32 protein-coding genes and 2 pseudogenes are annotated in these 24,527 nt (G+C 59.5%); 32 read left to right on the plus strand and 2 right to left on the minus strand.

Annotated elements, in window-relative coordinates; all coding sequences use genetic code 11:
* Positions 1-5: 5 nt before the first annotated feature.
* From CR917_RS08815 to CR917_RS28010, 24 genes and pseudogenes are all read left to right on the plus strand, one after another.
* A complete protein-coding gene (locus CR917_RS08815; protein ID WP_104572160.1) occupies positions 6-230 on the plus strand; it encodes a hypothetical protein in 225 nt (74 codons plus the stop codon).
* Between the two features lie 3 nt (positions 231-233).
* Positions 234-710: a head-tail connector protein gene (locus tag CR917_RS08820; protein ID WP_104572161.1), complete on the plus strand. Its 477-nt coding sequence runs from the start codon at positions 234-236 to the stop codon at positions 708-710.
* Positions 710-1,048: a phage head closure protein gene (locus CR917_RS08825; RefSeq protein WP_104572162.1), complete on the plus strand. Its 339-nt coding sequence runs from the start codon at positions 710-712 to the stop codon at positions 1,046-1,048. Before CR917_RS08820 ends, CR917_RS08825 begins: the two co-directional genes overlap by 1 nt.
* A complete protein-coding gene (locus CR917_RS08830; RefSeq protein WP_104572163.1) occupies positions 1,041-1,526 on the plus strand; it encodes an HK97-gp10 family putative phage morphogenesis protein in 486 nt (161 codons plus the stop codon). The genes CR917_RS08825 and CR917_RS08830 overlap by 8 nt, the downstream gene beginning before the upstream one ends.
* Entirely contained in the window at positions 1,526-1,894 is a 369-nt protein-coding gene (locus tag CR917_RS08835) for a DUF3168 domain-containing protein (RefSeq protein ID WP_104572164.1), read from the plus strand. The genes CR917_RS08830 and CR917_RS08835 overlap by 1 nt, the downstream gene beginning before the upstream one ends.
* A gap of 65 nt (positions 1,895-1,959) precedes the next feature.
* Positions 1,960-2,269 (plus strand): annotated as a pseudogene (locus tag CR917_RS27650) (phage tail tube protein); the annotation flags it as partial.
* Positions 2,251-2,688, plus strand: a complete 438-nt coding sequence (locus tag CR917_RS28005; RefSeq protein WP_371920449.1) for a phage tail tube protein — start codon at positions 2,251-2,253, stop codon at positions 2,686-2,688. The pseudogene CR917_RS27650 and the gene CR917_RS28005, both read left to right, overlap by 19 nt.
* Positions 2,685-3,032 (plus strand): phage tail assembly chaperone family protein, TAC, encoded by a 348-nt coding sequence (locus CR917_RS08845; RefSeq protein ID WP_104572166.1) that lies wholly within the window; start codon positions 2,685-2,687, stop codon positions 3,030-3,032. Before CR917_RS28005 ends, CR917_RS08845 begins: the two co-directional genes overlap by 4 nt.
* A gap of 32 nt (positions 3,033-3,064) precedes the next feature.
* On the plus strand, positions 3,065-3,328 hold the full coding sequence (locus CR917_RS08850) for a hypothetical protein (RefSeq protein ID WP_104572167.1): 264 nt from the start codon (positions 3,065-3,067) through the stop codon (positions 3,326-3,328).
* Between the two features lie 53 nt (positions 3,329-3,381).
* Entirely contained in the window at positions 3,382-3,663 is a 282-nt protein-coding gene (locus CR917_RS08855) for a hypothetical protein (protein ID WP_104572168.1), read from the plus strand.
* Between the two features lie 59 nt (positions 3,664-3,722).
* Positions 3,723-6,683: a phage tail tape measure protein gene (locus CR917_RS08860; protein WP_104572169.1), complete on the plus strand. Its 2,961-nt coding sequence runs from the start codon at positions 3,723-3,725 to the stop codon at positions 6,681-6,683.
* Positions 6,684-6,705: 22 nt separating this feature from the next.
* Positions 6,706-7,290, plus strand: coding sequence for a hypothetical protein (locus tag CR917_RS08865; RefSeq protein ID WP_104572170.1), 585 nt, complete (start codon positions 6,706-6,708; stop codon positions 7,288-7,290).
* Positions 7,290-7,889 (plus strand): hypothetical protein, encoded by a 600-nt coding sequence (locus CR917_RS08870; protein WP_104572171.1) that lies wholly within the window; start codon positions 7,290-7,292, stop codon positions 7,887-7,889. Before CR917_RS08865 ends, CR917_RS08870 begins: the two co-directional genes overlap by 1 nt.
* A 3-nt stretch (positions 7,890-7,892) precedes the next feature.
* Entirely contained in the window at positions 7,893-8,291 is a 399-nt protein-coding gene (locus CR917_RS08875) for a hypothetical protein (protein WP_104572172.1), read from the plus strand.
* Positions 8,288-11,230 carry a DUF1983 domain-containing protein gene (locus CR917_RS08880; protein WP_104572173.1) on the plus strand — a complete coding sequence of 981 codons (2,943 nt, stop codon included), beginning with the start codon at positions 8,288-8,290 and terminating at the stop codon, positions 11,228-11,230. Before CR917_RS08875 ends, CR917_RS08880 begins: the two co-directional genes overlap by 4 nt.
* A complete protein-coding gene (locus CR917_RS27030) occupies positions 11,227-11,562 on the plus strand; it encodes a hypothetical protein (protein WP_146094992.1) in 336 nt (111 codons plus the stop codon). Before CR917_RS08880 ends, CR917_RS27030 begins: the two co-directional genes overlap by 4 nt.
* Complete coding sequence (locus tag CR917_RS27035; RefSeq protein WP_146094993.1) at positions 11,559-12,242, plus strand: hypothetical protein; 684 nt, start codon at positions 11,559-11,561, stop codon at positions 12,240-12,242. Before CR917_RS27030 ends, CR917_RS27035 begins: the two co-directional genes overlap by 4 nt.
* On the plus strand, positions 12,193-13,152 hold the full coding sequence (locus tag CR917_RS27515; RefSeq protein ID WP_178083047.1) for a hypothetical protein: 960 nt from the start codon (positions 12,193-12,195) through the stop codon (positions 13,150-13,152). Before CR917_RS27035 ends, CR917_RS27515 begins: the two co-directional genes overlap by 50 nt.
* Positions 13,152-13,766 carry a tail fiber assembly protein gene (locus tag CR917_RS27915; protein ID WP_305887861.1) on the plus strand — a complete coding sequence of 205 codons (615 nt, stop codon included), beginning with the start codon at positions 13,152-13,154 and terminating at the stop codon, positions 13,764-13,766. The genes CR917_RS27515 and CR917_RS27915 overlap by 1 nt, the downstream gene beginning before the upstream one ends.
* Positions 13,767-13,823: 57 nt before the next feature.
* A complete protein-coding gene (locus CR917_RS08905) occupies positions 13,824-14,318 on the plus strand; it encodes a glycoside hydrolase family 104 protein (protein WP_104572174.1) in 495 nt (164 codons plus the stop codon).
* Positions 14,315-14,815, plus strand: a complete 501-nt coding sequence (locus CR917_RS08910; RefSeq protein ID WP_104572175.1) for a DUF2514 family protein — start codon at positions 14,315-14,317, stop codon at positions 14,813-14,815. The genes CR917_RS08905 and CR917_RS08910 overlap by 4 nt, the downstream gene beginning before the upstream one ends.
* A 244-nt stretch (positions 14,816-15,059) precedes the next feature.
* Complete coding sequence (locus CR917_RS27040; protein ID WP_146094994.1) at positions 15,060-15,698, plus strand: hypothetical protein; 639 nt, start codon at positions 15,060-15,062, stop codon at positions 15,696-15,698.
* Positions 15,699-15,982: 284 nt separating this feature from the next.
* A complete protein-coding gene (locus CR917_RS08915; protein WP_104572176.1) occupies positions 15,983-16,189 on the plus strand; it encodes a hypothetical protein in 207 nt (68 codons plus the stop codon).
* Between the two features lie 7 nt (positions 16,190-16,196).
* A pseudogene (locus CR917_RS28010) lies at positions 16,197-16,316 on the plus strand (hypothetical protein); the annotation flags it as partial.
* On the opposite strand, the gene CR917_RS08920 reads toward CR917_RS28010, so the two are convergent.
* Positions 16,317-16,607, minus strand: a complete 291-nt coding sequence (locus CR917_RS08920; RefSeq protein WP_104572177.1) for a DUF3892 domain-containing protein — start codon at positions 16,605-16,607, stop codon at positions 16,317-16,319.
* A 549-nt stretch (positions 16,608-17,156) separates the two neighbouring features.
* Here CR917_RS08920 and CR917_RS27665 point away from each other — a divergent pair.
* The 4 genes from CR917_RS27665 to CR917_RS08935 all read left to right on the plus strand — a co-directional run bounded on the left by CR917_RS27665 (position 17,157) and on the right by CR917_RS08935 (position 20,270).
* On the plus strand, positions 17,157-17,282 hold the full coding sequence (locus CR917_RS27665) for a hypothetical protein (protein ID WP_254996984.1): 126 nt from the start codon (positions 17,157-17,159) through the stop codon (positions 17,280-17,282).
* A 170-nt stretch (positions 17,283-17,452) separates the two neighbouring features.
* Positions 17,453-18,544, plus strand: a complete 1,092-nt coding sequence (locus CR917_RS08925) for a YcaO-like family protein (protein WP_104572178.1) — start codon at positions 17,453-17,455, stop codon at positions 18,542-18,544.
* An 80-nt stretch (positions 18,545-18,624) separates the two neighbouring features.
* Positions 18,625-19,890 (plus strand): PLP-dependent aspartate aminotransferase family protein, encoded by a 1,266-nt coding sequence (locus CR917_RS08930; RefSeq protein ID WP_104572179.1) that lies wholly within the window; start codon positions 18,625-18,627, stop codon positions 19,888-19,890.
* Between the two features lie 188 nt (positions 19,891-20,078).
* On the plus strand, positions 20,079-20,270 hold the full coding sequence (locus CR917_RS08935) for a YhfL family protein (RefSeq protein ID WP_043864211.1): 192 nt from the start codon (positions 20,079-20,081) through the stop codon (positions 20,268-20,270).
* Positions 20,271-20,433: 163 nt separating this feature from the next.
* Here CR917_RS08935 and CR917_RS08940 read toward each other — a convergent pair whose 3' ends face one another.
* On the minus strand, positions 20,434-20,661 hold the full coding sequence (locus CR917_RS08940; protein WP_043864210.1) for a YdcH family protein: 228 nt from the start codon (positions 20,659-20,661) through the stop codon (positions 20,434-20,436).
* Between the two features lie 114 nt (positions 20,662-20,775).
* Here CR917_RS08940 and CR917_RS08945 point away from each other — a divergent pair, with 114 nt between their 5' ends.
* From CR917_RS08945 to CR917_RS08960, 4 genes are all read left to right on the plus strand, one after another.
* Positions 20,776-21,141: a 5-carboxymethyl-2-hydroxymuconate Delta-isomerase gene (locus CR917_RS08945; protein WP_058541519.1), complete on the plus strand. Its 366-nt coding sequence runs from the start codon at positions 20,776-20,778 to the stop codon at positions 21,139-21,141.
* Positions 21,142-21,341: 200 nt separating this feature from the next.
* Entirely contained in the window at positions 21,342-22,976 is a 1,635-nt protein-coding gene (locus tag CR917_RS08950; RefSeq protein ID WP_088514491.1) for a phosphoethanolamine transferase, read from the plus strand.
* A 97-nt stretch (positions 22,977-23,073) separates the two neighbouring features.
* The gene (gene rnd / locus CR917_RS08955; RefSeq protein ID WP_104572180.1) at positions 23,074-24,207 is read left to right on the plus strand and encodes a ribonuclease D; all 1,134 of its coding nucleotides are present in this window, start codon (positions 23,074-23,076) and stop codon (positions 24,205-24,207) included.
* The gene (locus CR917_RS08960; protein WP_043864206.1) at positions 24,204-24,497 is read left to right on the plus strand and encodes a YcgL domain-containing protein; all 294 of its coding nucleotides are present in this window, start codon (positions 24,204-24,206) and stop codon (positions 24,495-24,497) included. The genes rnd and CR917_RS08960 overlap by 4 nt, the downstream gene beginning before the upstream one ends.
* Positions 24,498-24,527 lie beyond the last annotated feature (30 nt).

The raw sequence follows: 24,527 nt of genomic DNA on the forward strand, positions 1-24,527 counted from the left end.
ACAACATGCCAGAAGTCACCGTCAAGACCATCAAGGGCTTCAACAACAACGGCACCTACGCCAAGCGCAACACGGAAATAACTGTGGACGAATTTCGTGCCCGCGACCTGCTGCGCAACGGCCTCATCGAGGACTACGACGTGAAGAAAGCCGAAGAGCCCGAGAACAAAAAGGCCCCTGAGCCGGCCAATAAAGGCGGCAAGGGCGCGAACGCCAAGTCCAAGGAGTAACCCATGGCCGTGATCCCCATCGACCTGGCCATGCACCACCTGCTGGCCGAGCCGGAAGACCAGGCGCTGGTGCAGGCCTATCTTGATGCGGCGGAGGAGGCGGCGATGCAGTTTCTGAATCGCCGCTTCTACCTGGACCAGGTGGCGCTCGACGCGGCCAAAGCAGCATTGCCGGCACACATGCAGGCAGCGCGCGAGGCCAACACTGAGGGGGTCGCTGCAGCCGAGGCCGAGCAGGACCACGTCGCCCGTTGTCGTCTGCTCGAGTACGCCCGCAAAGCGCTGGCCGACGCCTACGACCAGGCCGACGCCATCGCCTACGGCATGGTGATCAACGCTGCCATCCAGTCTGCTTGCCTGCTGAAGCTCGGCCACCTGTTCGCCAACCGCGAGGAGGTGGTCACCGGCACTATTGCAACCGAGCTGCCGCTGGCGTCCCAGCACCTGCTGATGCCTTACCGTATCCGGATGGGTGTGTAATGCGCGCCGGCCGGTTGCGGCACCGCATCGATATCCAGGAGCTGGTGCCGGTACGCAAGCCCAGCGGTGAGTTCGGCGAGCCTGACTGGGTGACGCGCTGGAGCAGATGCCCGGCGAGCGTAGAGGATCTGTCCGCACGGGACTTCATTGCCGCCAAGGCCGGCCAGGCAGAGGCAACCAGCCGGATGGTCATTCGGTACCGGCCTGGCGTACTGCCGACCATGCGCATCATCTACCGCGACGAGATCTACAGCATCGTCGGGCCTCCGCTCGCCGACCCTGACTCTGGGCTGGACTACCTGACCATTTTGACCTCGAAGGGGGTGAAGGATGGCTGAAACAGTCGAGTTCAGCCTGATCGGGCTGGATAGCCTGCTGGGCAAGCTGGGGGCCGTCAGCTACGACGTAAAGCGCAAGGGCGGCAGGGCGGCGCTGCGCAGGGCTGCCCAGGTCATCATGGCCAAGGCCAAGGAAGGCGCTGAGCGGATCGACGACAAGGAAACTGGCCGGGCAATCTCGGACAACATCGCGCTGCGCTGGAATGGCCGCTTGTTCCGATCTACCGGCGACCTCGGCTTTCGCATCGGCGTGCTGCACGGCGCCGTGCTCAAGAACGGCGGCGACCTGAGCCAGAACGCACCGACGCCGCACTGGCGCCTACTTGAGTTCGGCACCGAGAACATGGCGGCAGTGCCGTTCATGCGCCCGGCGCTGGCCGACAGCATCAGCGAGGCGACCAACACTTTCATCACTGAATACGAGAAGTCCGTTGATCGTGCGATCAGGCGGGCACTCAGGAATGGGGTATCTGCCTGATGCGTGCACCGATCTTCGATCTTTGCTCTGCAGACGCGGCTGTCGGCGCGCTGCTGGGCGCCGGCCTGGACACGCGGCTCTACTCGTTTGGCGAGGCGCCCGAGGGGGTCGCCAAGCCCTACGCGGTCTGGCAGGTGGTCACTGGCTCGCCAGAGAACTACTTGGCCGGTCGCCCAGACGTTGACGGCCTCACCCTGCAAGTCGACGTGTACGCGAAAACAGGGGATGTCGCCCGCCAGGTGCGTGATGCAATCCGCGACGCCATCGAGCTCCACGCCTATATCACCCGGTGGGGCGCCGAGTCGCGCGACCCTACGACCGAGAGCTGTCGGGCAGGCTTTGATGCTGCCTGGATTCTCAAGCGCTGACCTGCACCCGTAAAACCCCGCCCGCCTTGTGCGGGCTTTTTTATGCCCGACATTTGGAGAACGACATGTCGATCCTCACGCAAGGAACCCAGATCTACGCCCTGGTGCCGCCGGTGTCCGGTACCGGGCCCCGCACCGTCATGGAGGTGGAGTGCGCCACCAGCTTCGAGCCCGGCGGCGCGCCGGCGGAGCAGATCGAGGACACCTGCCTGGTGGCCAAGGAGCGCAGCTACAAGAAAGGCCTGCGCACCCCTGGCCAGGCCTCGTTGGGCCTGAACGCCGACCCGAACAACCCGAGCCACATCCGCCTGCACCAGATGTCCGAAGCCGATGGCGACACCACGGTGCACTGGGCCGTGGGCTGGGCGGACGGCACTGCAGCCCCAACCGCCGTTTCGGCCGGCAGCCTGGCGGTGATCGCTGTGACCAATGCCGGCAGCGGCTACACCAGCGCGCCGACCGTCAGTATCAGCGGTGGTGGTGGTACCGGTGCGACGGCAACAGCCGTAGTTGATGATGGTGAGGTGGTGAGCATCAACATCACCAACCCAGGCAGCGGTTACACCAGTGCGCCGAACATCACCTTCGCAGGCGGCACCGGGACCGGGGCAGCTGCAGCAGCAGAGATCAGCGAGGAATCCGACTTCGTTCTGCCGTCGTCGCGCACCTGGTTCACTTTCTCCGGCTACGTTGCCGACTTCCCGTTCAACTTCGCACTGAACGCCGTGGTGGCGTCCACCGTCGCGATCCAGCGCTCGGGCGGGTCCGCCTGGATTCGTAAGGTGACCGCATGACCGAGCTGAGCATTGCAAACCTGAAGAAGGCCAAGGCCTTCACGGCCCGCCCGGTGGCCAAGGAGATCGAGTGGGCCGGCAGCAAGTTCACTTGCTACGTGCGCCCGCTGTCCTACCAGACGGCCGTGGGCGACATTGCCGCGCACCGCGGCGCCGACCCACTGGCCTGCCGCATCGCTTCCAGCATCTGCGATGCCGAGGGCAAGCCGGTGTTCACCGTGAACGACATCACCGGCGAGGCCGATCCGGAGAAGGGGGCTCTCGATCCCGACCTGACCAACCTGCTGCTGATCGCCATCGGTGAAGTGCAGAACGGCGCCGCCCCGGGAAAGAAGAAGCGCTAGAGCCGATCGACGAACTATGGTGCGAGCTGGTGATGAATGGGATAGGCGGCCGCACCATTGCCGAGGCGCAGGAGAACATGACCTATCCCGAGTTCCTGGTCTGGGTGAAGTTCCGCCAGAAGCGCGGATCGCTCCACCCAGGCATGCGCCTCGAGGCCACGCTGGCCCAGTTCCAGGCCATGTACTTCAACGCCAAGACCGGCAAGGACGCCCCTCGGCTGTATGCCCAGGACTTTGCTCCGCACATGGACCCACGGGTCGAGACGCTGGAAGAGGCGATGGACAACTGGGTCTGATTTGGGGCCTGTGTAGAGTAGTGGTAGATTCGCCCCTTTCAATAGGAGGGCGTATGAACAGGGTTGGTTTGGATTTGTGCGTGGCAGTCGCCAAGATAATGGCTGTACTGGTAACCATCGGAGCTTTCATATCCATCTATAACTTCGGCATGGTCGGCATTTCAGGTGCCAATGATTACCTGTCCGCGGGCAAGCAAGTTATCAACTGGCCTGTGATATTTGGATCGGTAGCTTCCGCTATTTATGCGGTTTTGTTCGCTGCAATGATGAGCGCGGCGAGGCATGCCTGCTTCTTCGCTCAAGATGCAAGCGTGGCTGCAAAAGAAAAGTCTTAAGCAGCTTTCGCAACTCGATAGCCCGCCTCGTGCGGGCTTTTTTTTGCCTGGAGAAATGTATGGCAGGGTCCCTTGGAACGCTGACCTTAGACCTCATCGCAAGGATTGGTGGTTTCACCGGGCCTATGGAAAAGGCTTCAAGGGCGGCCAAAACCTCCTCCAAAGAGATGGCCGACGCTGCCAATCAGGCGAAGTTTGCCTGGAGTGCGTTGGGCGAGGTTGCGGCGGGTGTCGTAGCAGGCCTGTCGGTAGCGAGCATCTTCGGGCGCTTTGTCTCGGAAACGAGAAACGCTGAGCGGGAGCAGGCACAGCTCAGTGCTGTCCTTCGGTCGACCGGTGAGTCAGCGGGATTCAACCGCGACCAGCTCAATGGGATGGCCGCCGCTATGGAGCGGGCGACCACATTTTCTGGCGGCGACATCAATCAAGCCCAAACAACCCTGCTGGCTTTCACTGGTGTGGTAGGAAACCAGTTCAACCGTGCGCTGCAGTCCGCAGCGGATATGGCGACCCGAACTGGGGTGACAGTTAAAGACGCTGCCGAGACAATCGGGCGTGCGCTGGACGTTCCGTCGAAGGGCCTCACCTCCCTCAGCAAGCAGGGGTTCCGCTTCACCGATGAACAGAAAAAAATGGCTCTGGCGATGGAGTCTACTGGCAATGTGGCCGGGGCCCAGGGGATCATCCTAGATGCGCTGGAGGAGTCATATTCAGGGGCAGCTGCCGCAGCCAGGGACACTTTCGGCGGCTCTCTGACCGCGCTGCAGAACACAATCTCTGGCCTTCTGACGGGCGATGGCAGCCTTGAGGGCGCGAAGAATGCAGTGAACGCGCTTAACGAAGTGCTTTCATCGCCCGCAGCCAAGCAAGCAATTGAAGTGACGGCACAGGCCGCCATAGTTCTTGCCGGCGTTCTTTCTGTGAGGCTTGCCTCCGCTGCAGTGAAGGCTGCTGCATCGTTTGCTCTTGTCCAATACGATACTGCTCGGTATCAGGCAACCCTCTCAAGAATGGCGGGCGTATCACGATCAGCCGCAGCGGGCTTGGCAACCCTGACCGCATCTGCCCGAGCCGCATCAGCAGCTATGGCGTTACTCGGCGGGCCAGTTGGTGTGGCGCTCCTGGCTGGCAGCGCACTGGTTTACTTCGCTTCGCGAGCCAGCGAGGCGGACAAGGCTTCGGCGGAACTCGACCAGCGTATCGCCAAGTTGAACGCATCATTCAGCACGCTTAAGGCTGACCAGGCAGCGGCGGCGCTGCCTGACTACACCAAAAAGCTTGAAGACGCCACGATGGCAGCGGACGCTATCAATGCTCGAATTTTCACGCTGAACGAAAATATCCGAAGGTTTCCAGGAAGTCCCAGCCTTGAAAAATGGAAGGCCGATCTTGTCCAGGCAAAAGGCGCAGCGGTTGATGCAAATGAGGCTGTTGATGACCTGAAGTCGAAGATTGCAGAGCTCAACGGAATCATTGAAAGGCCAGTTGTTGCCGGCGCAGTTGCTGAGTCATCAAAGGTCTACACCGAGATGGCCAAGAAGATCGAGGAGCAGATCTTGCTGGCCGGCAAGCGCACGGAAGCCGACAAGCTCGAAGCGCGGATCAAGGCGGGCCTAGTCGAGGGTCTGAAGGCCGGCGAGGGTGACCTTCTGGTGGCTGGTCAGCGGCGCGCTGACGCCGCAATCAAAGCCGCAGCAGCGACCAAGAAGGCCGAGGAGGATGCCAAGTCCAAATCCAAGGCCGCTGCCGACGCCCTGAAGAAGCGCGGGATCGATGCCGAGGAGGGCTACCGCCGGCAGATCGCTCTGATCGACGAGACCACCGGCAAGCAGGGCAAGGCTACCGAGGTGGCCAAGCTCGCGTTCGAGCTGGAGACCGGCAAGCTGAAGGGTGTCAGCGCCGAGCGCAAGAAGGTGCTGCAGGACCTGGCCGCCGAGCTCGATGCCAAGGTCAAGCTGCAGAAGCAGAACCAGGAAGACCTCAAGCTCGCGACCTACGCGGCGAACCTGAAGGACAGCAACACCATCGTGCGCCAGGGCTTCGAGCTTGAGATCGCCGGCGCTGGGCAGGGTGAGAAATTCCGTTCCCGCCTGCGCGAGAACCTGGCCATCGAGCAGGACTTCGCGAAGCAGCGCAGCGAGCTGTACAAGCAGTTCAAGGAGGCCGACCTGCTCGGCGATCCAGATGCCAAGTCTCGCTACGACAAGGAGACAGCGCTGCTCGAGGAGGCACTGGCCGAGCGCCTGGCCATCCAGTTGGACTACTACAGCCAGCTTGACGCTGCCGAATCCAACTGGGCGGATGGCGCCCGCGCGGCCTGGCAGGACTATTCCGACAATGCCAAGGACATGTCGTCGCAGATGTACAGCGTCACCAGCAATGCCCTGGGCAGCCTGGAAGACGAACTGGTCAACTTCGTGAAGACCGGCAAGTTCAACTTCAGCGCCTTTGCCGAGGGCATTGCAAACGACCTGCTGCACATGCTGGTGAAGATCGGCCTGCAGATGGCGGTCAACGCCGCTATCGGCGACACGGCCGCAGCTTCCTCGGCTGCGGTGGCAGCTGTCACCGGTACGTCGATGGCCGCGGCCTACGCGCCGGCGGCGGCCATGGCCTCGCTGGCATCGTTCGGCGCGAACGCCGCACCTGCATCTGCAGCACTCACCAGCACCACCGCGCTGGCCAGCAGCCTGTCGCTGGTGGGTATGGCGCACGACGGCATCGATAGTATTCCGCGTGAAGGCACCTGGCTGTTGCAGAAGGGCGAGCGAGTCACCACGGCCGGCACCAGCGCCAAGCTGGACCGAACCCTGAGCGACATTCAGGCCAACGGCGGCCAGGGCCAGTGGAGCGCCATGCCGCCGATCCAGCAGCACATATCGGTTCAGGGGTCTGCTGATGAGGCCACGCTTGCCCGGATTCAGGAGGCGGCCAAGCAGGGGGCCCAGGCCGGGTACCAGATGGTCCTGAAGGATTTCCGCAGCAACGGACCGGCGCGGCAGCAACTGCGCAAAGGCTAATCGACCACCAGGAGAAAAGTACATGGCAATCGCATGGCCGGATGGCCTGTGCCCGAATGAAATGACGTGGGGGGTCGTCTACAACAACCGCGCCTTCACGTCGTCGCTCTCCAACGCTCAGCAGATCGTTGGATACCCGGGGGCCTACTGGCAGTGCCAGTTGACGTTCTCGGCGCTCTCTCGCGATGAGGAGCGCCTTCTGACGGCCTTTATCGGGCGACTGCAAGGCATGTTCGGCACCTTCAACCTCCCGGCGTTCACCCGCACCCGCACCGACTTCATCGGCACGCCGGTCGTCGTCACCGCCACCGCCCAGGCCTCCTTCATGCGCCTGGGCGGCGTCACGGCGAACAAGCAGGTGTTCTCCATGGGTGACTACATCACGATCGCCGGCGAGATGTTCGAGGTCATCGATGACGCCGTTTCAGGCGCCAATGGCCAGGTACTGGTGAACCTCAACAAGCGGATTCGCAAGACGATCGCGGCCGGCGCCGCGGTTGAATACCGGGCGCCCTACGCCGAGATGCGCAGGACCTCCGACACCCACGCACTGAGCGTTCGGCCCCTGGTGGCCAACGGCACGCTCGATTTCCGGGAGGCTTTCTGATGGCAGGGGCATTTCCTTTCAGCCAGCGGGTGGTGGACATCATCGCCCAAGGCAACTTCATGGCGGTGTACGCCTGCCAGCTGGACTTCCCTGACGGCATGGTCTTCGCCCACACCGGTACCGGCGACCTGGTGCTCGACGGCATCACCTACCAGGGTGTCGGCTCGTTTGGCGAAGTCGGCGAGGCGCAGGAGAGCAGCAGTTCGGGCTCGCCGATGAGCGTCGACCTCACCCTCAACGGCCTGGACACAACGATCATCACCGAGACCAGCCTAAAAGGCTGCCGTGGGCGCAACGCCAAGCTCATGTTCGTCGTGATCGACCAGGCCGGTGGGTATGCAGCCGACATTCTCTTCAGCGGCCGGATGGATGCGGCCCAGTTCTCATACGCCGGCAACGGCAGTGACGGCAACGCAATCAAGGTGCCGATCATCGACCGGATGGCCGAGTGGAGTCGCACCGGCACCGAGCGCTGGACCGACGAAAACCACCGGGCCCGGTACCAGGACGACCGCTTCTTCTTCGCCGTCGCGCAGATGGCGGACTGGCCAATCTACTGGGGCGCCAAGAAGGACGCACCCTCATTCAAGTACGAGTAGCCCATGCGCAATCGAGACTGGACAACACAGCTTGCCAACACCATCAAGGCCGCCTCCGAGCGGCCTTTTTCATGGGGCGAATTTGACTGCTGCCTGTTTGCCGCTGACTGCGCGCTGGCCGTTTGCGGGGTCGACCCGGCTGGCCAGTACCGCGGCAAATACCGCACCGAGACAGGTGCCAAGCGCCTGCTCAAGAAACTGCACGGGTCGCTCGACGCTGCTTGGGATGCGTGCTTTCAACGCATCGACCCCGCGTTCATCCAGCGCGGTGATGTGGCGATGTACGACGGCGAGAACGGCCGGGGCGTGGCTGTGTTTTGGGCGGGCGAGTTCTGGTCGGTGGCCGAGGATGGAGTAGGGCGGATTGCCTGCGACCCTCTGGCCGTCTGGAGGGTTGAATGAGCAAGGCAGTCAAGAAGGTCGCCCTCGTCGCGGCCGGTGCTGCGCTGGGGTTCGTCACCGGCGGCATTGGCTTTGCGCTGATCGGCGGCGCGGTAGGCCTGTTTGTTGGCTCTCAGCAGGGTGCTGCACTCAAGGCTGGCGGCACTAGCAGTGAACCGTCCGCACAGACCGTTCGTTCGTCCAAGGCGCCCGCAAGGTTCATTCTGGGCCGGGTCAGCACCGGTGGTGTTCTGGTATGGGCCCAGGAGCAGACCGGCAGCCAAAGCACCGGCGAATGGGTCCATCTGGTTTATGTGCTTAGCGAAGGCGCGATTGACGCGCTGGAGGCGGTCTACCTGGGCGAGGAAGATATCTCCACCTACGGCGCGAACGCCTCGTACCAGTTGATTGTGAACCCGACACAGGTCAACGCATTCCTCAAGGCCAACTGCCGGGACTGGAGGAACTCGCAGATCGGTCGCGGCCTGTCCTTTGTCCGTGTATCGCTGAAGCACGACCCTGAAAAGTTCCCGTCTGGCATTCCCGATGCGCGCTTTGTTGTGCGCGGGCGAAACGACCTGTACGACCCGCGCATCGGTCGCACCAGGTACAGCGAGAACACCGCGCTGCACCTGCTCTGGTACCTGCGTGAGCGCTGCAAGGTGCCGGATGACGAGATCATCTTCGAGACCTTTGCCAGCGCTGCAAACGTCTGCGACGAAGCGGTGGTCAACGCTGATGGTAGGCTGGGCACCCGCTACCGCACAGGCTGCGTGATCGGCGCGGACGAGCAGCGCACCCAGGTGATCCAGAAGCTGGAGGAGTCGTGTGCCGGCCAGCTGATCCGTGTGGGCGGTAAGTGGATGCTGCAGGCCGGGGCCTACTACGGGCCGGCAGACTTCGAGATCACCGAGGACATGGTGATCGGTACTGTGTCGGGTTCGACCGAGGTCACCAATGACGCTGCGATCAACATCGTCACGGGCACCTTCATCGATCCTTCGCAAGCTTGGGCCGAGACGGACTTCCCGGAGGTGCGTGTACAGCAGTGGATTGTCGAAGATGGTGGCGAAGCGCCCGAGTCGATCTCGCTAGGCTATGTGAGTGATGCCTACCAGGCCCAGCGCCTGGCGAACATCAAGCTTCGGCGCGCCCGCGCCGGCGGATCACTGCAGCTCCCGATGAACTTCGCCGGCTACAACTGCCGCCCGGGGCGGGTGGTGAAAGTGAATCTGCCTTCGCTGAACATCGTCGGCGAGTTCATTGTGACCGACTGGAACATGGCGCCAGAGGATGGCTGCAACGTCACTGTCTCGCAGTACGAACCTGCTATTTTTGATGATGCCGTGGGCAAGCCCTACGATCCGATCGGCTTCATCAATCTGCCAACCGGGGGGCTGGGTTCACCTACCGGCCTGGCCTGGAGCACCCACGAAACCGCAGAGATCTCCCAGGGCGTGCTGAGTTGGGTGCCACCGTTTGGCATCGTCAATGGCTATGCCGTGACTGTCCGGCAAGGCGCGCGCGCCGTGCAGGCACACCAGATCCCGGCAACGGCGGTCCAGCTGGAACTGGCGGGGCTGCCATCTGGTAGCTACACGATGAGCGTTGCGGCTCTGGGGCCGCTGACGCGCTCGGGTGAAGCCAGCATCACGGTCAACATCAACGGCCCAGCAGTGCCCGAGGCGTGCGCGGTGCAGGCGACGATCGACACGATCACGCTGTTCCCGAGCAACGTGCAGCACGGCCTGAACGGTGGAACCTATGAATACTTCTTCAGCATGGACCCGTTGGCGACCGCTGGGCAGGCCGCGTACCTGGGGCAGGGGCTCAGTCTGGTGCACACGGCGCTGGCTTTCTCAACCAACTACTTCTATTTCATCCGCGCTCGAAACGCGTATGGAGTGAGTGGGTTCCTCAAGGTCATCGCCTCAACCTCGACCGACGTAACCACAATGCTACAAGCTCTTACCGGCAAGGTCGGCGAGACCCAGCTGGGCAAAGAAGTCGTCGACAAGATCGATGGCCTGCAAGACCAGATCGATGCGCTGGACGGGCTCAAGGCATACGACCCGGGTGAGCCATACGTGAAAGACCAGATGGTCGTGGTCGATGGTCGGATCTACCAGGCAAAAGGCCCTGTTCCTGCCGATGCCTCGGGTGCAAATTCTCCGCCGAACGCGAACCTCTGGATCGATGTTGGTCAGTCTGTGCAAGCGGCCAACGGCCTTGCACAGCAGGTGCAGACGAACAAGACCAACATCGAGACCGTCGACGGCAAGGTCACGGCGACAGCCGAGAGCCTGCAGGCTCTGCGGGCGTCTGCTCGTGACGCCGATGCCGAAGGCGATCTGGCCGGCGCGCTCCACCAGTGGGACGCGACAGCGGCATTTGCAGAAGAAGTGAAGGTCAGCGCCTCTCGCGATGAAGTCATCGTGCGCAAGACCGAGACGCTCGAAGCGACGATGAATGACACGACGGCGGCCGTGCAGACGATCAGCCAGGCCCAGGTCAATGCCGATGAGAAGGCCTCGACGATGTGGGCTGTTAAGATGCAGCTCAACTCGCAAGGCAAGTACGTTGTCGCCGGTATCGGCCTGGGCATCGAGAACGGACCAGCGGGCCTGCAGAGCCAGTTCATCATCAATGCCGACAGGTTCGCCGTGGTCAACGACATCAACGGCACTCCCGCATCGTTTTTCGCGATCCAGGATGGGCAGACGTTTATCCAGGCAGCCTTCATCGCTGACGGCACGATCACGAACGCCAAGATCGGGAGCTTCATCAGTTCGACGAACTACGTGCCGGGCGTCCAAGGGTGGCGACTGAACAAGGACGGAACACTCGAGATCAACGGCGCTATCGCGGGGCAGGGACGGCTCACGATCACGCACCGTGCCGTGAAGGTTTTCGACAGCAATGACCGGCTGCGCGTGCAACTTGGAGATCTGACGGCATGAGCTACGGTCTAAGGACATTCAGTGAAGACGGTGTTGTAGAGCTTGATACCGACAGCTTCACCTATCAAGTTCTTCACAGCCAAACCTACACGCTGACGGGAAATGGGGCAGTCGTTTCTGTCCCCATTTCAGGGTTCAACCCGGCAACATGCACAGCCGTGATCCTTCCAACAACTGCGCGCAAAAACGAGTTCAACGAAAGCGCAATGCCCTATATGAGGGTGGCTGTAGGCAATGTGACCGTACGATCAAAGCATCCAAACCAACCTGGCACTGAAGATTACGGCTCACACATTCAGTTCCGTCTTCTAGTAATGAGGTTCAAGAATTGAGCTTTGGACTTTACGTTAAAAATGACGATGACTACGTGCAGATCGACTCCAACAACCCCAGGCTGTGCGCGCTGTACAGCGGGACATACTCCGCGACAGGCTCAAGCACTGTAGTCGTCTCATTCCCGGCCCCGATAAGAACGACCGAGCCGCCCTGCATCTTCATTCGTAACTCGCCGAGCCAGCCAGACATTCTCTATCGGGAAATGACAATTACCGGCTCTCCAGGCAACTGGACAGGCTTCAGGCTCGAGAGCGGCAATGTGACCTGGCGGCCCACCGGGAAGTGGTTTGCAGCTGTATTTGCCAGCCGCTCAGCAGCGAGTTGGGGGTTGAGGATGTGGGACGAGGCCGGAGTCATCATCTACGACTCCGGGTCAACTCCGATCATATTCACCAAGGCCACAAACTCATGGAGCTATCAGGGCATGGTCCAGCTGGCACTGGGGAATGCCTATTACTACTTGTGCGCTGCTGTGGGGGCGCTGGCTTCGGACGAGTACTTCATGATCAACCCGTTTTCTCGCGGGCTCATGGCACCCAACCAGGCCCTCACAAATTGGTGTGGTGCAAGATTCAACTACTCAATCAACCGGCTGCAAATCTATTCAGTCGGGACCACAGGCTGGAGTGATCTGGGTCAGCCCGGAGCTGTTTTTGCCCGCTTGCCAGGGACATAACAGTCGCATTCGAAAATCAACATTACCCGCCGCGGCGGGTTTTTTATTGCCTGGAGAATTTATGCCCTGGTACAGAGAAGGCAAGGTCGCAATCGCGGCCGGACAAACCACCGTAACCGGTACCGGTACAAACTTCGCAGCGAACTCTCGCGTCGGCGATGCTTTTCAGGGGCCTGATGGCCGTTGGTATGAAGTAACGAACATCGCAAGCGGTACAGTGCTTTCAATTTATCCTGCCTATCAAGGTGCCACCATCTCGTCGGGTACCTACGGCCTGGCGCCCATGCAGGGATATGTCAAAGAATCAGCCGACCGCCTTCGGCAGATCGTCGAGCAGTTCGGCTCGACTCTGGCGGTGCTCGGCGTCGCCACGACTGCACCGAAGCTTCGGGAGAACATCGGCGCCGCGGCGCGCGGGGCGAATAGCGACATCACGTCACTGACCGGCATGACAACCGCGCTGAGCGTCGCTCAGGGCGGTACAGGCGGCAGCACACAAGCGACCGCCAGGGCAGGCCTGGGCCTAAAGGCTGCCGCAACGGCTGATATCGTCGGCACAGTGAGTCAATCGGGCGGCGTACCAACGGGTGCGATATTTGAGAAGGGCAGCAATGCAAATGGCAGGTACGTCAAATACGCGGACGGCACCGCCACCGCCGAGATGACAGTAACCACCACGTCTTTTTCTCCTGTCGCGGGCCTGCACGTCTCCAATGATATGAGCGCCCCGACCCCGATTACGTTCATTGCTGGCAGCGCTGTCCTTTCCGGCAATGACGCTTTAAACAACTCATTTCTGGTTGCGGGCCGGGTAGAACCCAACAACATCAGTGTAAAGGCCTACTTCACTTCGTCCCCTGGCGTACCGGTGAGAACCATAAACATTGTTGTTCAAGGGAGGTGGTACTGATGCGCATTAAATTGTCACCGTTCGGTGCAGACAAAAAACTCGTGCTCAGCAGGAGCGGCGAATCGATCACGATCAATGGTATGGCGCTCGATTTCGAAGCCCTGCACGACGGCGCGATGCTGCCCGCTACTGCTGCGGGCTGCCCGTGGCTGTATGGGCCAGTCCAGCGGATCGAAGGGGAGCTTACGTTGACCGTCAGGCTCCCTCACGGCGCAGAGTCCAGCGAGCAGTCGCGATTCCCGGTGGATATTGTCAATCCACCAGATGGCCGCATTCAGCTCCCCACAGACTTCGACCCCAAGCCCGAGCAGCCTGAGGTCTCCTGGCCAGATACCATCGTCTCGATCGACTGGAGCCAGATGGTCACGGCAGAGATGAAGCAGGATGCGGCTGCAGCGCAGCATCTGGCCGGCGTGCAAGCAGAAATCGCCGGTCGACGAGGCGTTGCCGACTCGGCAATCGCACCGCTGCAAGATGCGGTCGACCTCGACGACGCAACCGAGGCTGAAGCCACTGCGCTGAAGGCCTGGAAGAAATACCGGGTCGCGCTGAACCGCCTGCCAGAGCAATCAGGATACCCAGTCGACATCGACTGGCCCGTGCCGCCGGCCTGACTACAGCCGAACAACGATACCCGCCTTGAGCGGGTTTTTTATTGCCTGGAGAAACACATGGCTCGAATTTCCGACTCACTGGCGGGCAGCAAGAACGCTCTCGCTTTCCTCGACATGCTGGCATGGTCCGAAGGCACGTCGATCAGCAAGCACACCCGCGACGACGGCTATGACGTGGTGGTTGGCGGCATCGACACTCCGAACACCTTCAAGAGCTACAGCACCCATCCTGGCGTGCTGGTGACCGTGAACAACAAGGGCCTGAAGTCCACGGCCGCAGGCCGGTACCAGCAACTCCAGCGCTACTGGCCGCACTACCGCGACCTGCTCAAGCTGCCCGACTTCGGGCCCACCAGCCAAGACAAGCTGGCACTGCACCTGATCAAGGAGCGCGGCGCCCTGGCGGACGTGCACGCCGGCCATATCCAGGCCGCAATCACGAAGTGCCGGAACATCTGGGCCAGCCTGCCAGGCGCTGGGTACGGGCAGCATGAGCGCAAGCTGGATGACCTGCTGGCGCACTACGTCGCCGCCGGCGGGAGGCTGGCGTGAGCGGATGGGCCTGGCGCGCGACAGCCTTGCTGCTGTTGCTGGCGTCGTACTGGGGCGCCTATGAACATGGGCGCACGACGATGGACGCCGAGTGGCAGAGCAGGTGGGCTGCGCGCGATGCCGGGGATAAGCAGGCTTGGGCTCTGGCTGAAGTCGCCGAGCGTAAAAAAGAGCAGGCCCACCAACAAGCGATCAACAAGGTGATTCAAGATGGACAGACGTTTATTGATCAAGCGAGTGCTGATGCTGACGCTGCTCGCGCTACCGCTAGTAGCCTGCGGGACACAATCGACGGCCTTGCCCGCCGTCTTGCAGACCAAGCCAGCATCCATTCCTGCACTGCCGCCGCAAGCCAAGCAGCAACCCGCTCCATCATGGTGCTTGCCGACGTGCTCAAGCGCGCTGATGAAAGAGCGGGAGACCTGGCGAAAGCATATGACCGATCAAGAATAGCAGGCCTAACCTGCGAAGCATGGGCGCGTAGTGTTGCAGATTAGTGAACTTGCGTAGACATTTAAGCTTCTAGATGTCAAAGTGACACTACCCTGCTGCGACAAAATACAATGATTCTCATCTGTGTTTGATTTTTATTGGTTCGTAGCTTTTTATTCTGCCGTATTAGTGCTTTTAATTGCGAGGTCACATGAAGTTAACGGTGGGTGCTCAGTTTCTAGTTCTCTCAGTGGTCAGCTTGCTTGGTACGTCTCTTTGGTTCTTAACTAAGGCAGTTCTGGGGGAAATATGACTCAGCAGTTTTCAGGCGACCGCGTCGATTTATTTGAAGTGTTTGCATTGATAAAAAGGCAGCTGCGGTTTGCAGTGCTATGCTTTTTTTTGATTCTATTGCCTCCAGTGGCTTTTGTGCTTTTTCAGCCAACCATGTATGAGGCTACTGCCGGTGTTGTGATTGGTGGTGGGGATTTGTTTTCGAGAAATAATAGTCTAATAGAATCTGTCGATGAGATAAAATATCGGTATAAAGATATTGCTGATGTTTCGCAGGTTGGTAAGTCAAATATAGTTAAATTTTCTGTTAAGTATAAGACTTATGATGGTGCTAAGCAGCGTTTGGAGTCAGTTGTTAGTCAGGTTGTGGATGATCACAAGCTTCTGTACGCTAAAAAGCGAGATGTGTTTTTAGAGCTTTTGCGCACAGCTGGTAATGCAGGTAGCTTGGACTATATGAAGATTCTAGATAGTGCTTCATCGACTGTGTCAACAAGTCGTGTAGGCCTGTCTTCTGTTCAGGAGATTAAGTTTGGAGGCCATATGCGCTCCGTTCTGCTGGCTGGTTTTATTTTAGCTTTGCTATTTTCGGTTGCCGCAGCATTACTAAAAGACGCATTAGCTCGTCGAGATCTGGATTGCCAATTAGCTTGACGAGCGCTGTTAAACTTTGCTGCTCTGAAAATTTTAAACAGCTGCTGGATTAGGGGGCTTTAACTGTATCTTGACTAGGGTTTTATTTCTAATTTTCCAAAGACGCTTCAATGCATTAGGTGCATTCAAGCAAGAAGAGGTGCTTACGCCTTTCCTGTAATGCGTAGAGTGTTTTGTCGCTGGCTCCAGTCCGGGGTAACTGGCGGAGTACTCTTGTCGAAGCCAGGGAAGGGGAGCAACCTGCGAACAGGCCTATACTGCCCTGACCGAAATCGGAGGGCAGCATGGACGACTTGCAGGAGAAAATGGCGGCGGGTGAGCCGCTGATGCAGCAAGCGATGGATGCGGTACGGCGTTACCACGAGGCGCGAGATTCGCCTACTGCGGCAGAAGAGGTCGACCGCTTGCGACTTGAGGCCGAAGCGCTGATGCAGGCTGTCAGTGAGTATCAGCAGGCTGTGCTTGGAGGACAGGCGGCAATTCGCCATTAACCTGGAGGCCGCCGGCCTGCGCAGGACTGACAGCCTAGAGGTGAAGGTGAGGGCGCTCCTGGCGGAGCGCCGGCAGCGGATAGGATACGAGCGGCAACTGACCGCCGCCGTATCAGGCTGTAGATGATTAGAACTCCGGCAGGTTGCCTAGGTTGTCGCGCTTTTTACTGTTTCGGTCGGTGGACAGGTACACCCCTTCAACTTCGTGAACGTCGGCGCCCTTCTCCCAAGTTCCATCTGTTTGCTCGATCCAGGTGGAGAATGTAGCCTTTTTCAGCCGAATCAGATCAGCCACGAATCCCCTTGAAACCGTTCTCTTGGTCCCAAATTTCTTCGGCAGGTTTTCGCTTACCTCGACGTAAGAGATGTGCGTTCGGTCGGAGTTGTACCGAACTCTAGTAATGCAAAAATCAGTCATAGGGATTTCTCAGCGTGGAGCCCCGACATTGAGGCATTGGAGAGGTGGTGACCAGGGGATGGGGTTTCAAGGTCGCAGATGTCAATTTGATGGCGTTGGAAGCTATTCGCAAAGCTGGGGGAAATTTGGGGGAATGAGTCCCCCGAATGGTGTGGAATTCCGCTACGTTAGCATGTGTTGAACTTACTGATTTTATTGGGTTTTACGATTTTCTCGTAAAATTAATTGAGGGCGAAAACGGATTCGAAATCCGTTGTACTGGCAACAGTACCTAGGGTTCAAATCCCTATCTCTCCGCCATACATGCAAGAGCCCCTGAAACCTACGGTTTCAGGGGCTTTTTGCTTTTCGCGTGCGCACAGCAATTGTGCGTAGGAAACACTGTTCCCTGTTTCGGCGCATTCTGGCACTCAAGTAACACCCCATAAACCACGTATTCACGCCTGGAGTCAGGACTTTTCCTATGGGCAGTGAAAGTGGCCGGTATTACTCTCGACCTGCACCTGAAAACAAGTGCGCACATGAATCCATCATGAAAAGGATATTTCCATGGGTAAGTACTGCTGCATGTATATCAACGAGTTCAAGGTCGACCAACCTGCTGAAGACGAAGTGGATAGCGTCAAGCTGGAAGAAGAGTTCACGCCAGAAGAAGCTGCTGTACTGGCTGAGTGATGAAAATGAATGAGGCGCTTGCTGCGCCTCATTTTTCTTTCAGCGTATATGGAAATTCCAGCCGATGAACATGATTGCTCCCGAACGAACGTTGTCATTGCAAGATGCAGAAAGTGTGATAGATCAGCACTTTATCAACGAAGGAATACAGGTAACCGCTGTCCAGCACTGTGGCCACGCTTGAATTCCCCTTTGACAGCCGTGACATGGAGTCTGTCGGCTGCGGAAAAGGGTATGAAGCAGAGGCGCGCATCGGCGCCAAGTATGAAGCGTATGAACATAGCATGGGGCCACTTCAACTACGCTCCCATAGCGCCTTGCAGTGTTTTGATTCGGTTGTTTCCCAACCGGCCCTGCAGGACGTACTGCCGGTGCAGATGCTTCGTCATTCGAAGACTGCACAGATGGCTGTCATCCACTTTGCGGCGCATGAAGCATCAGGCGGCGCTGATCTGCACTACCCGTCATTCCTGATCAATCATCAGTATGCCAATGAAGCCATCGCTGGCGATGATACCGACTATGGCGCTGCGCGCCGATATTCCTGTGGTACGGGTGTGGCAGCAGGCTACGGGTTCGCCGAGGCGGCGATACATGCCGCGAGCGAAGTCATAGAGCGCCACGGTATCGGCCGCTTTATTGCACAGCACTTCTTTTACGAGTGCAAAACACCCATAAGAAAGATCGCTCACGCCTCGATGCCGCAAGCATTGCTGCAAACCTTGCGCGATGCGCAAGGTGCCATCGGGGCCTCGATCGAAGTGTTCGACGCCACCAGCCAGATACCCTATCCCGTTTTCATTGCCTATTGCTCAGACAAGACAATCGCCGATGTGCATGTGGTTGGCGGTGGCTGTTCGCTGTACCCGAGCCACGCCGCGGCACGCGCCATCAAGGAGCTGGTGCAGCAATACAAAGTCGCCGAAGGCCTGGAAGAGGTCACCCGGGAATGGACAGGTTCAAGGAACAACCTGGCACGGCACCCACGGCTGCTGCGGTGCCTGCGCCTGGCGTTTGATTCGACGCAGCGCGCCAGGATGACATCTGCCCCCATGCCACGCGACCCGGACAGAATGCCACTGGATCAACATTTGCTGCACCTGAAGCACGAGTGCTTCAAGGCGGATCATCCCATCTGGGTAAAGGAGCTGCATTGCAGCGCGGCCCAAGTGAGCCTGGCCTGTGCCGTCATGCCGAAAATGGAAAGGTTCTCCATCGTCTCGCTGGGTGGAAAAGTGGTGCCTTGCTACAAGTACGAGTAAACGGCACCACCCTCAGGTCGCCAGGGGCAGGTCATCATCAACGGGCTGGATCAGCCCTCTCTTTCGGAATCAGGCCATTCATGAGCCCAACCAAAAACGTGAGCCCGCGTGAACGGCAGCGCCGTGATTATCTGCTGTCTTCGCCACTCGGCGCTGCTACCCGCGCGATCCACCTGGGGCAACATGAGGCGGGCCTGGATCAGTTTCCAGTGCCCGCACTGATCTGCAATTCCGCGGCACTGTTGGACTCCGTTGAAGCGGGGAGGGACATGCTCGGCAATGCAGAGGGGGAAAACTTTGCCTACCAGCGCTACGCCAACCCCACCGTTTCCGTTCTGGAGGCGAAGTTTCGTGCCATCGAACACTGCGCCTACAGTCTGGCAGTCAACAGTGGAATGACCGCCTGCCTGCTAGTCTTTCGCGCGCTGCTGAGCGCAGGTGACCACGTCATCGTGCCCCGCGGCCTGTTCTATGAAGTGATCGAGCAGCTTGAGCATGAAACACGTCAGCGTGGCATGACGCTGTCGGTCATTGAAGCGTATGAAACGGCGGCGTTTCAGGCGGCCCTGCGGCCCGACACCAGAATGATCTTTATCGAGGCACCCACCAACCCGGCTTTTCTGGACATCAATATTGCGGAACTGGCGAAACTTTGCATGAAGAACGCCGTTCTTCTGGTTGTCGACAATACCTTTCTAACGCCACTTTGCCAGAAGCCGTTGTCGCTGGGGGCGGCAGTGACCTTGTATTCCACCACCAAGCATATCAATGGGCACGGCGATGTAATGGGCGGGATGGTAAGTACCAATGAACCGGATCTGTTCAAGGCATTGAAGTCTCACAGGGAAAGTGCCGGGCTGATCCTTGACCCGTTTTCGGCCTGGCTCACGGTGCGTGGTTTGAGAACACTTGCGCTCAGATTGAAAAAGCATGCCGACAATGCACTTGCGGTCATTGCCATGTTGAATCAGGAGTTTCCCACGTTGCAATGGCGTGCCGTATGGTCGACCAGGAGCGCACAGGCCAACGGCATTGATCCGTCATTGCATACAGGTCTTATTGCCATTGTGCTGCCTTCGCAGGAAGCGGGCACAATCTTTGTTAGTCAACTGCAATTGATACGAACAGGTACCACCTTCGGGAACATTGAATCCCTGTGTTATCACTACGGTAGTTTTGCCCGAGCAGGCGGCACCGACCTGGAGCGAATGGGCGTACCTCGCGGGTTGGTCCGGATCTCTGTGGGGCTGGAAGACACTGACGATATCAATGCAGACATCAGGCGCGCACTGCGCCTTGCCATGCTCACCGAAGCCTCGGCAGCAGGCGAAGTGTCGCTGGTGTGAAGCTCGAGAATCTGAGCCGAAAATCAGAATGACCGTCGAAGTCGATTCGCAGGCCCTGCCCGGGCAACTAGCACGAACGTTCCATAAGACTTTGAAAGGTGTAACAAATCTTTTGATTTATTGTGCTGACCTCCCTACAATCGCCGCGCCATCAGTAAGACGGCGAATCGTAATTTAAGGGATTTAGAATGAAAAAGTTTATCAAGGCATCGGTCGCAATCGCTGTTGTTTCGGGTGTTGCCCTGCTGTCCGGTTGCACTGGCCAAGTGTACAACCAGCCAAAGAACTGCTCGTACGATTACCTGTTCCACCCTTCGGTTTCCATCTCCAAGGTTATTGGTGGCTGCGGTCCAATCGACAAACTGCCGCAGCAGCAGTAAGTTTGGCGTGATCAGGCCATTGCGGCCTGATCAAGAAACCCCGGCACGCCAAGTGTCGGGGTTTTTTTTGGCTTGCCAATTACCTGGCAAAAAGTTGATATCAAAATGATATTAACTGTTGTGGTCAACCAAGATTTATCCAGCACGGCAAGCGGTACAACGCCTAGGCTTTGAGATGGTCGACGATCTCATCCTTGGTCAGCAGCCGTTTCTTGCGCAGTTCCGTCACCTGATCGTCCGTGGCGCTGCCGCTTTCTGCCTCGACCACTTGGGCGTCGATCGCGTTGTACTTCTCGTGCAACGTACTGAGCCGCGGATCGGTTTTCTTTTTTTCGTCGAAGGCTTCCCTGGTCAGATTCAGGTCTGCAAGCAAATCGTGTTTGACCGGCATCTCTTCACCTCTGCTGATAGGTTGGTGGGCATGAACCTTCAGGATAGACGCGTTTGCCGCCCCCCGCAGATGGGGTAGTCTGTCGAATCATTTACCCCGACGGACGCCCGAGTCATGCCCCATCTGCACCTGGAATACAGCGCCAACCTGCGCGAGCTTGAAGTCGACAAGGTTCTGCTGCGCCTGAATCACGCGCTGGTCGGCAGTGGTCAGTTCGCCCAGGAACTGGATATCAAGAGTCGCGCGCGCGCCTTCGAACATTTTCGTGTGGGCGTGGCCCCGGTCGAGCGGGCATTTGTCTGTGTGCGGCTGTCGCTGCTCAGCGGCCGCTCCCCGGAGGTCAAGAAGCAGCTCTCGGGCAGCCTGCTCGAGGTGCTCAAGGATGCGGTGGTCGAGGTGAGCGGTCGCGAGCTTCAGTTGAGCGTCGAGCTTGTCGACATGGACCGCGACAGCTACGCCAAGGTGCTGTTGCCCGCCTGACCGCTGTTCGGGAGCAGGGCGACAAGGCCCTGTTCCTGAATAAAGGCTGAACAAGAAGTGTTCTGCCCTTCGTTCAATAAAGTGCAATTATTTGTTGGCGTCTTTTTCACAAAAAATTGATGGCACCCTGCCTACAGTCCGCCTTGTTTTTAATTGATGTTGCAATGACATCGTCCCGGACTTTCAAGAAGCGAAGCGCCATGTTCAAGTTAAAGCCTCTGCGTGCCGAATGGGTAACGTTGATTGCCAGCCTGTACCTGTTGATCGGTTTCAACGCGGTGCTGTGGCAGCATGTTTTCAGTATCGTGCCGGGGGATGCCCCGGGCCTGGTTCTGCGCCTGGCGTTTGCCGTGCTGGTGTTCTGCGCGTTCAACCTGGTGCTGACCCTGGTGGCCTTCCGCCCCGTGCTCAAGCCGGTGCTGACGGGGTTGTTCCTTGTCAGCGCGGGGGTGGCCTACTTCATGAACCGCTACGGCGTGCTGATTGATGTGGGCATGTTGCGCAATACAATGGAAACCAATGCCACCGAAGTACGTGATCTGCTCTCGTTCACGTTGGCCGGCTATATCCTGTTACTGGGCGTAGTGCCGAGTATTCTTTTATATAAAACGCCGATTCTTTATCGCACCTTCCCCCGCGAGTTGTTGAGCAAGTTGGTGGTCGGTACGGCCAGCGCAACAGTACTGGGCGCGGTGGCATTGCTCAATTACCAGGGGCTTTCCTCGTTGTTTCGCAATCACCATGAACTGCACCTGATGGTCGTGCCCAGCAACTATGTCGGCGCCGCAGTAGCCTATGTCAGCGAGCAGCTAGGCAGCGCGCATGTACCGTTGCGCCGCATTGGCGAAGATGCCGTGCGCCCGCTGGCGGTAACGCCCCAGGCCCGCAAGTCGTTGACCGTGCTGGTGGTGGGCGAGAGCGCCCGCGCACAGAACTTCGGCCTGCTCGGTTACGACCGCGATACCACGCCTCAGCTGAGCAAGGAGGCGGGGCTGGTGGCCTTCAGCGACGTGCATTCGTGCGGCACCGAAACGGCGGTGTCGGTACCCTGCATGTTCTCCACCTTCACCCGCAAGCAGTATGACGCCAGCAAGGCCAGGAACCAGGAGGGTCTGCTCGACGTGCTGCAGCGTGCCGGCATCGCGGTGCACTGGCGCGACAACCAGTCCGGCTGCAAGGGCACCTGTGATCGCGTGGCGTTCGAGGATGTCAGCAACCTCAAGGACCCGGCCCTGTGCGCCGACAGCGAATGCCACGACGAAATCCTGTTGAAGGGGCTGGAGGCGATGCTCGACAACCTGCAGCAGGACACCGTGCTGGTACTGCACCAGATGGGCAGCCACGGGCCGGAGTACTTCAAGCGCTACCCCAAGGCCTACGAGCGTTTCACCCCGGTGTGCCGCAGCAATGCCCTGGACAAGTGCGACCGCCAGAGCATCATCAATGGCTACGACAACACCCTGGTGTACACCGACCACGTGCTGGCCACGCTGATCGACGTCTTGCGCAGTCGCCAGGACAAGGTCGACACCGCCATGCTGTACCTGTCCGACCATGGCGAGTCGCTGGGTGAGTACAACCTGTTCCTGCACGGCACGCCCTACATGCTCGCTCCCGAGCAGCAGAAGCACATACCGATGCTGGCGTGGTTTTCCGATGGCTATCGCAAGGACTACGCCGTGGATACCGACTGCCTGCAGCGCTCGCGCAACCAGCCGCTGAGCCAGGACAACCTGTTCCATTCGATGCTCGGCCTGCTGCGGGTGCACACCTCGGTGTACGACCCGCAACTGGACATGTTCGCCAGTTGCCGTCCGGTGGTCGCTACACACTGACCGCGTGCGCAGGCTGGCGAGGGAACGGCGGTCGAGCGGTTTCCCGGCGGTGGCCTGCGCCGTATATACTGCGCGCCATTGTTCGTGGGAGAGCCTTGTGGCCATCGATATTCACTGGATTTGCGACGACCGCAGCCTGGCCGAGCACTGCCGACAGTGGCGGCAGTTGCCTTATGTAGCGCTTGATACCGAATTCATGCGGGTTGACACGTTTTACCCCATCGCCGGTTTGATCCAGGTCGGCGACGGGCAGCGTGCCTTTCTGATCGATCCGTTGCTGATCGGCGACTGGCAGCCGCTGGCCGAGCTGCTCGAAGACAGCGCCGTGACCAAGGTGCTGCATGCCTGCAGCGAAGATCTCGAAGTGCTGATGCGCCTGACCGGCAGCCTGCCGGCGCCGCTGTTCGACACCCAACTGGCCGCCGGCTACCTGAATCTCGGGTTCTCCATGGGCTACTCGCGACTGGTGCAGGAAGTACTCGGCATCGAGCTGCCCAAGGGCGAGACCCGTTCGGACTGGCTGCAGCGCCCGCTGTCGGAAACCCAGGTCAGCTACGCCGCGGAAGATGCCGTGCACCTGGCCGAAGTCTACGAGCGCCTGCGCCCGCAGCTGTCCGAAGACAAGAATGCCTGGGTGCTGGAAGACGGCGCCGAGCTGGTGGCCCAACTGCGCCGCGAAATCGACCCCTACGAGCTGTACCGTGATGCCAAGCTGGCCTGGAAGCTGTCGCGTGCGCAACTGGCGGTACTGCGCGAGCTGTGCGCCTGGCGCGAACGCGAGGCGCGTGCGCGCAACCTGCCGCGCAACCGGGTGCTGCGCGAGCAATCGCTGTGGCCTCTGGCCCGTACCCAGCCCGACAATCTGTCGGCCCTGGCCAAGATCGAAGACATGCACCCGCGCACCATTCGCCAGGATGGCGAGTTCCTGCTCGAGCTGATCAAGAAGGCCGCCAGCGTGCCGCCCAGCGAGTGGCCGCCGGCCCTGCCCGAGCCCTTGCCGATCGAGGCTTCGGCGCTGCTCAAGCAGCTGCGTGCCATCGGCCAGGCCGAAGGCGAGCGCCTGGGCATCGCGCCCGAACTGATGCTGCGCAAGAAAACCCTCGAGGCGCTGCTCAAGAGCGGCTACCCCAACGGGCCCTATCAACTGCCTGATTCGTTGCGCGGCTGGCGCCGCGAGCGGATGGGCCAGGCGCTGCTCGATTGCCTGGCCGGCACCGGAGACCAGCCATGAAACGTATCTGCTCGATCTACAAGAGCCCGCGCAAGAATGAAATGTACCTCTACGTGCTCAAGGCCGATGGCCTGGAGCGCGTGCCCGAGGGGCTGCTGCCGGCCTTTGGCAAGCCGGTGCATGCCTTCGACCTGGTGTTGACCCCCGAACGCCAACTGGCCCGCGAAGACATCACCCAGGTGCTGGCCAATCTGGAGAAGCAGGGCTACCACCTGCAGATGCCGCCACTTGAAGACGAGTACATCGAGCATCTTCCCGAAGAGCTGTTGCGGCGCAACGATCCGGTCTGAGCTTTTTTCTGTCTTGCATGGCGCGGCCCG

Origin of the sequence: Pseudomonas sp. BRM28 (genome assembly GCF_002939405.1) — a bacterium.
GTDB classification, from domain to species: Bacteria; Pseudomonadota; Gammaproteobacteria; order Pseudomonadales; family Pseudomonadaceae; genus Aquipseudomonas; species Aquipseudomonas palmensis.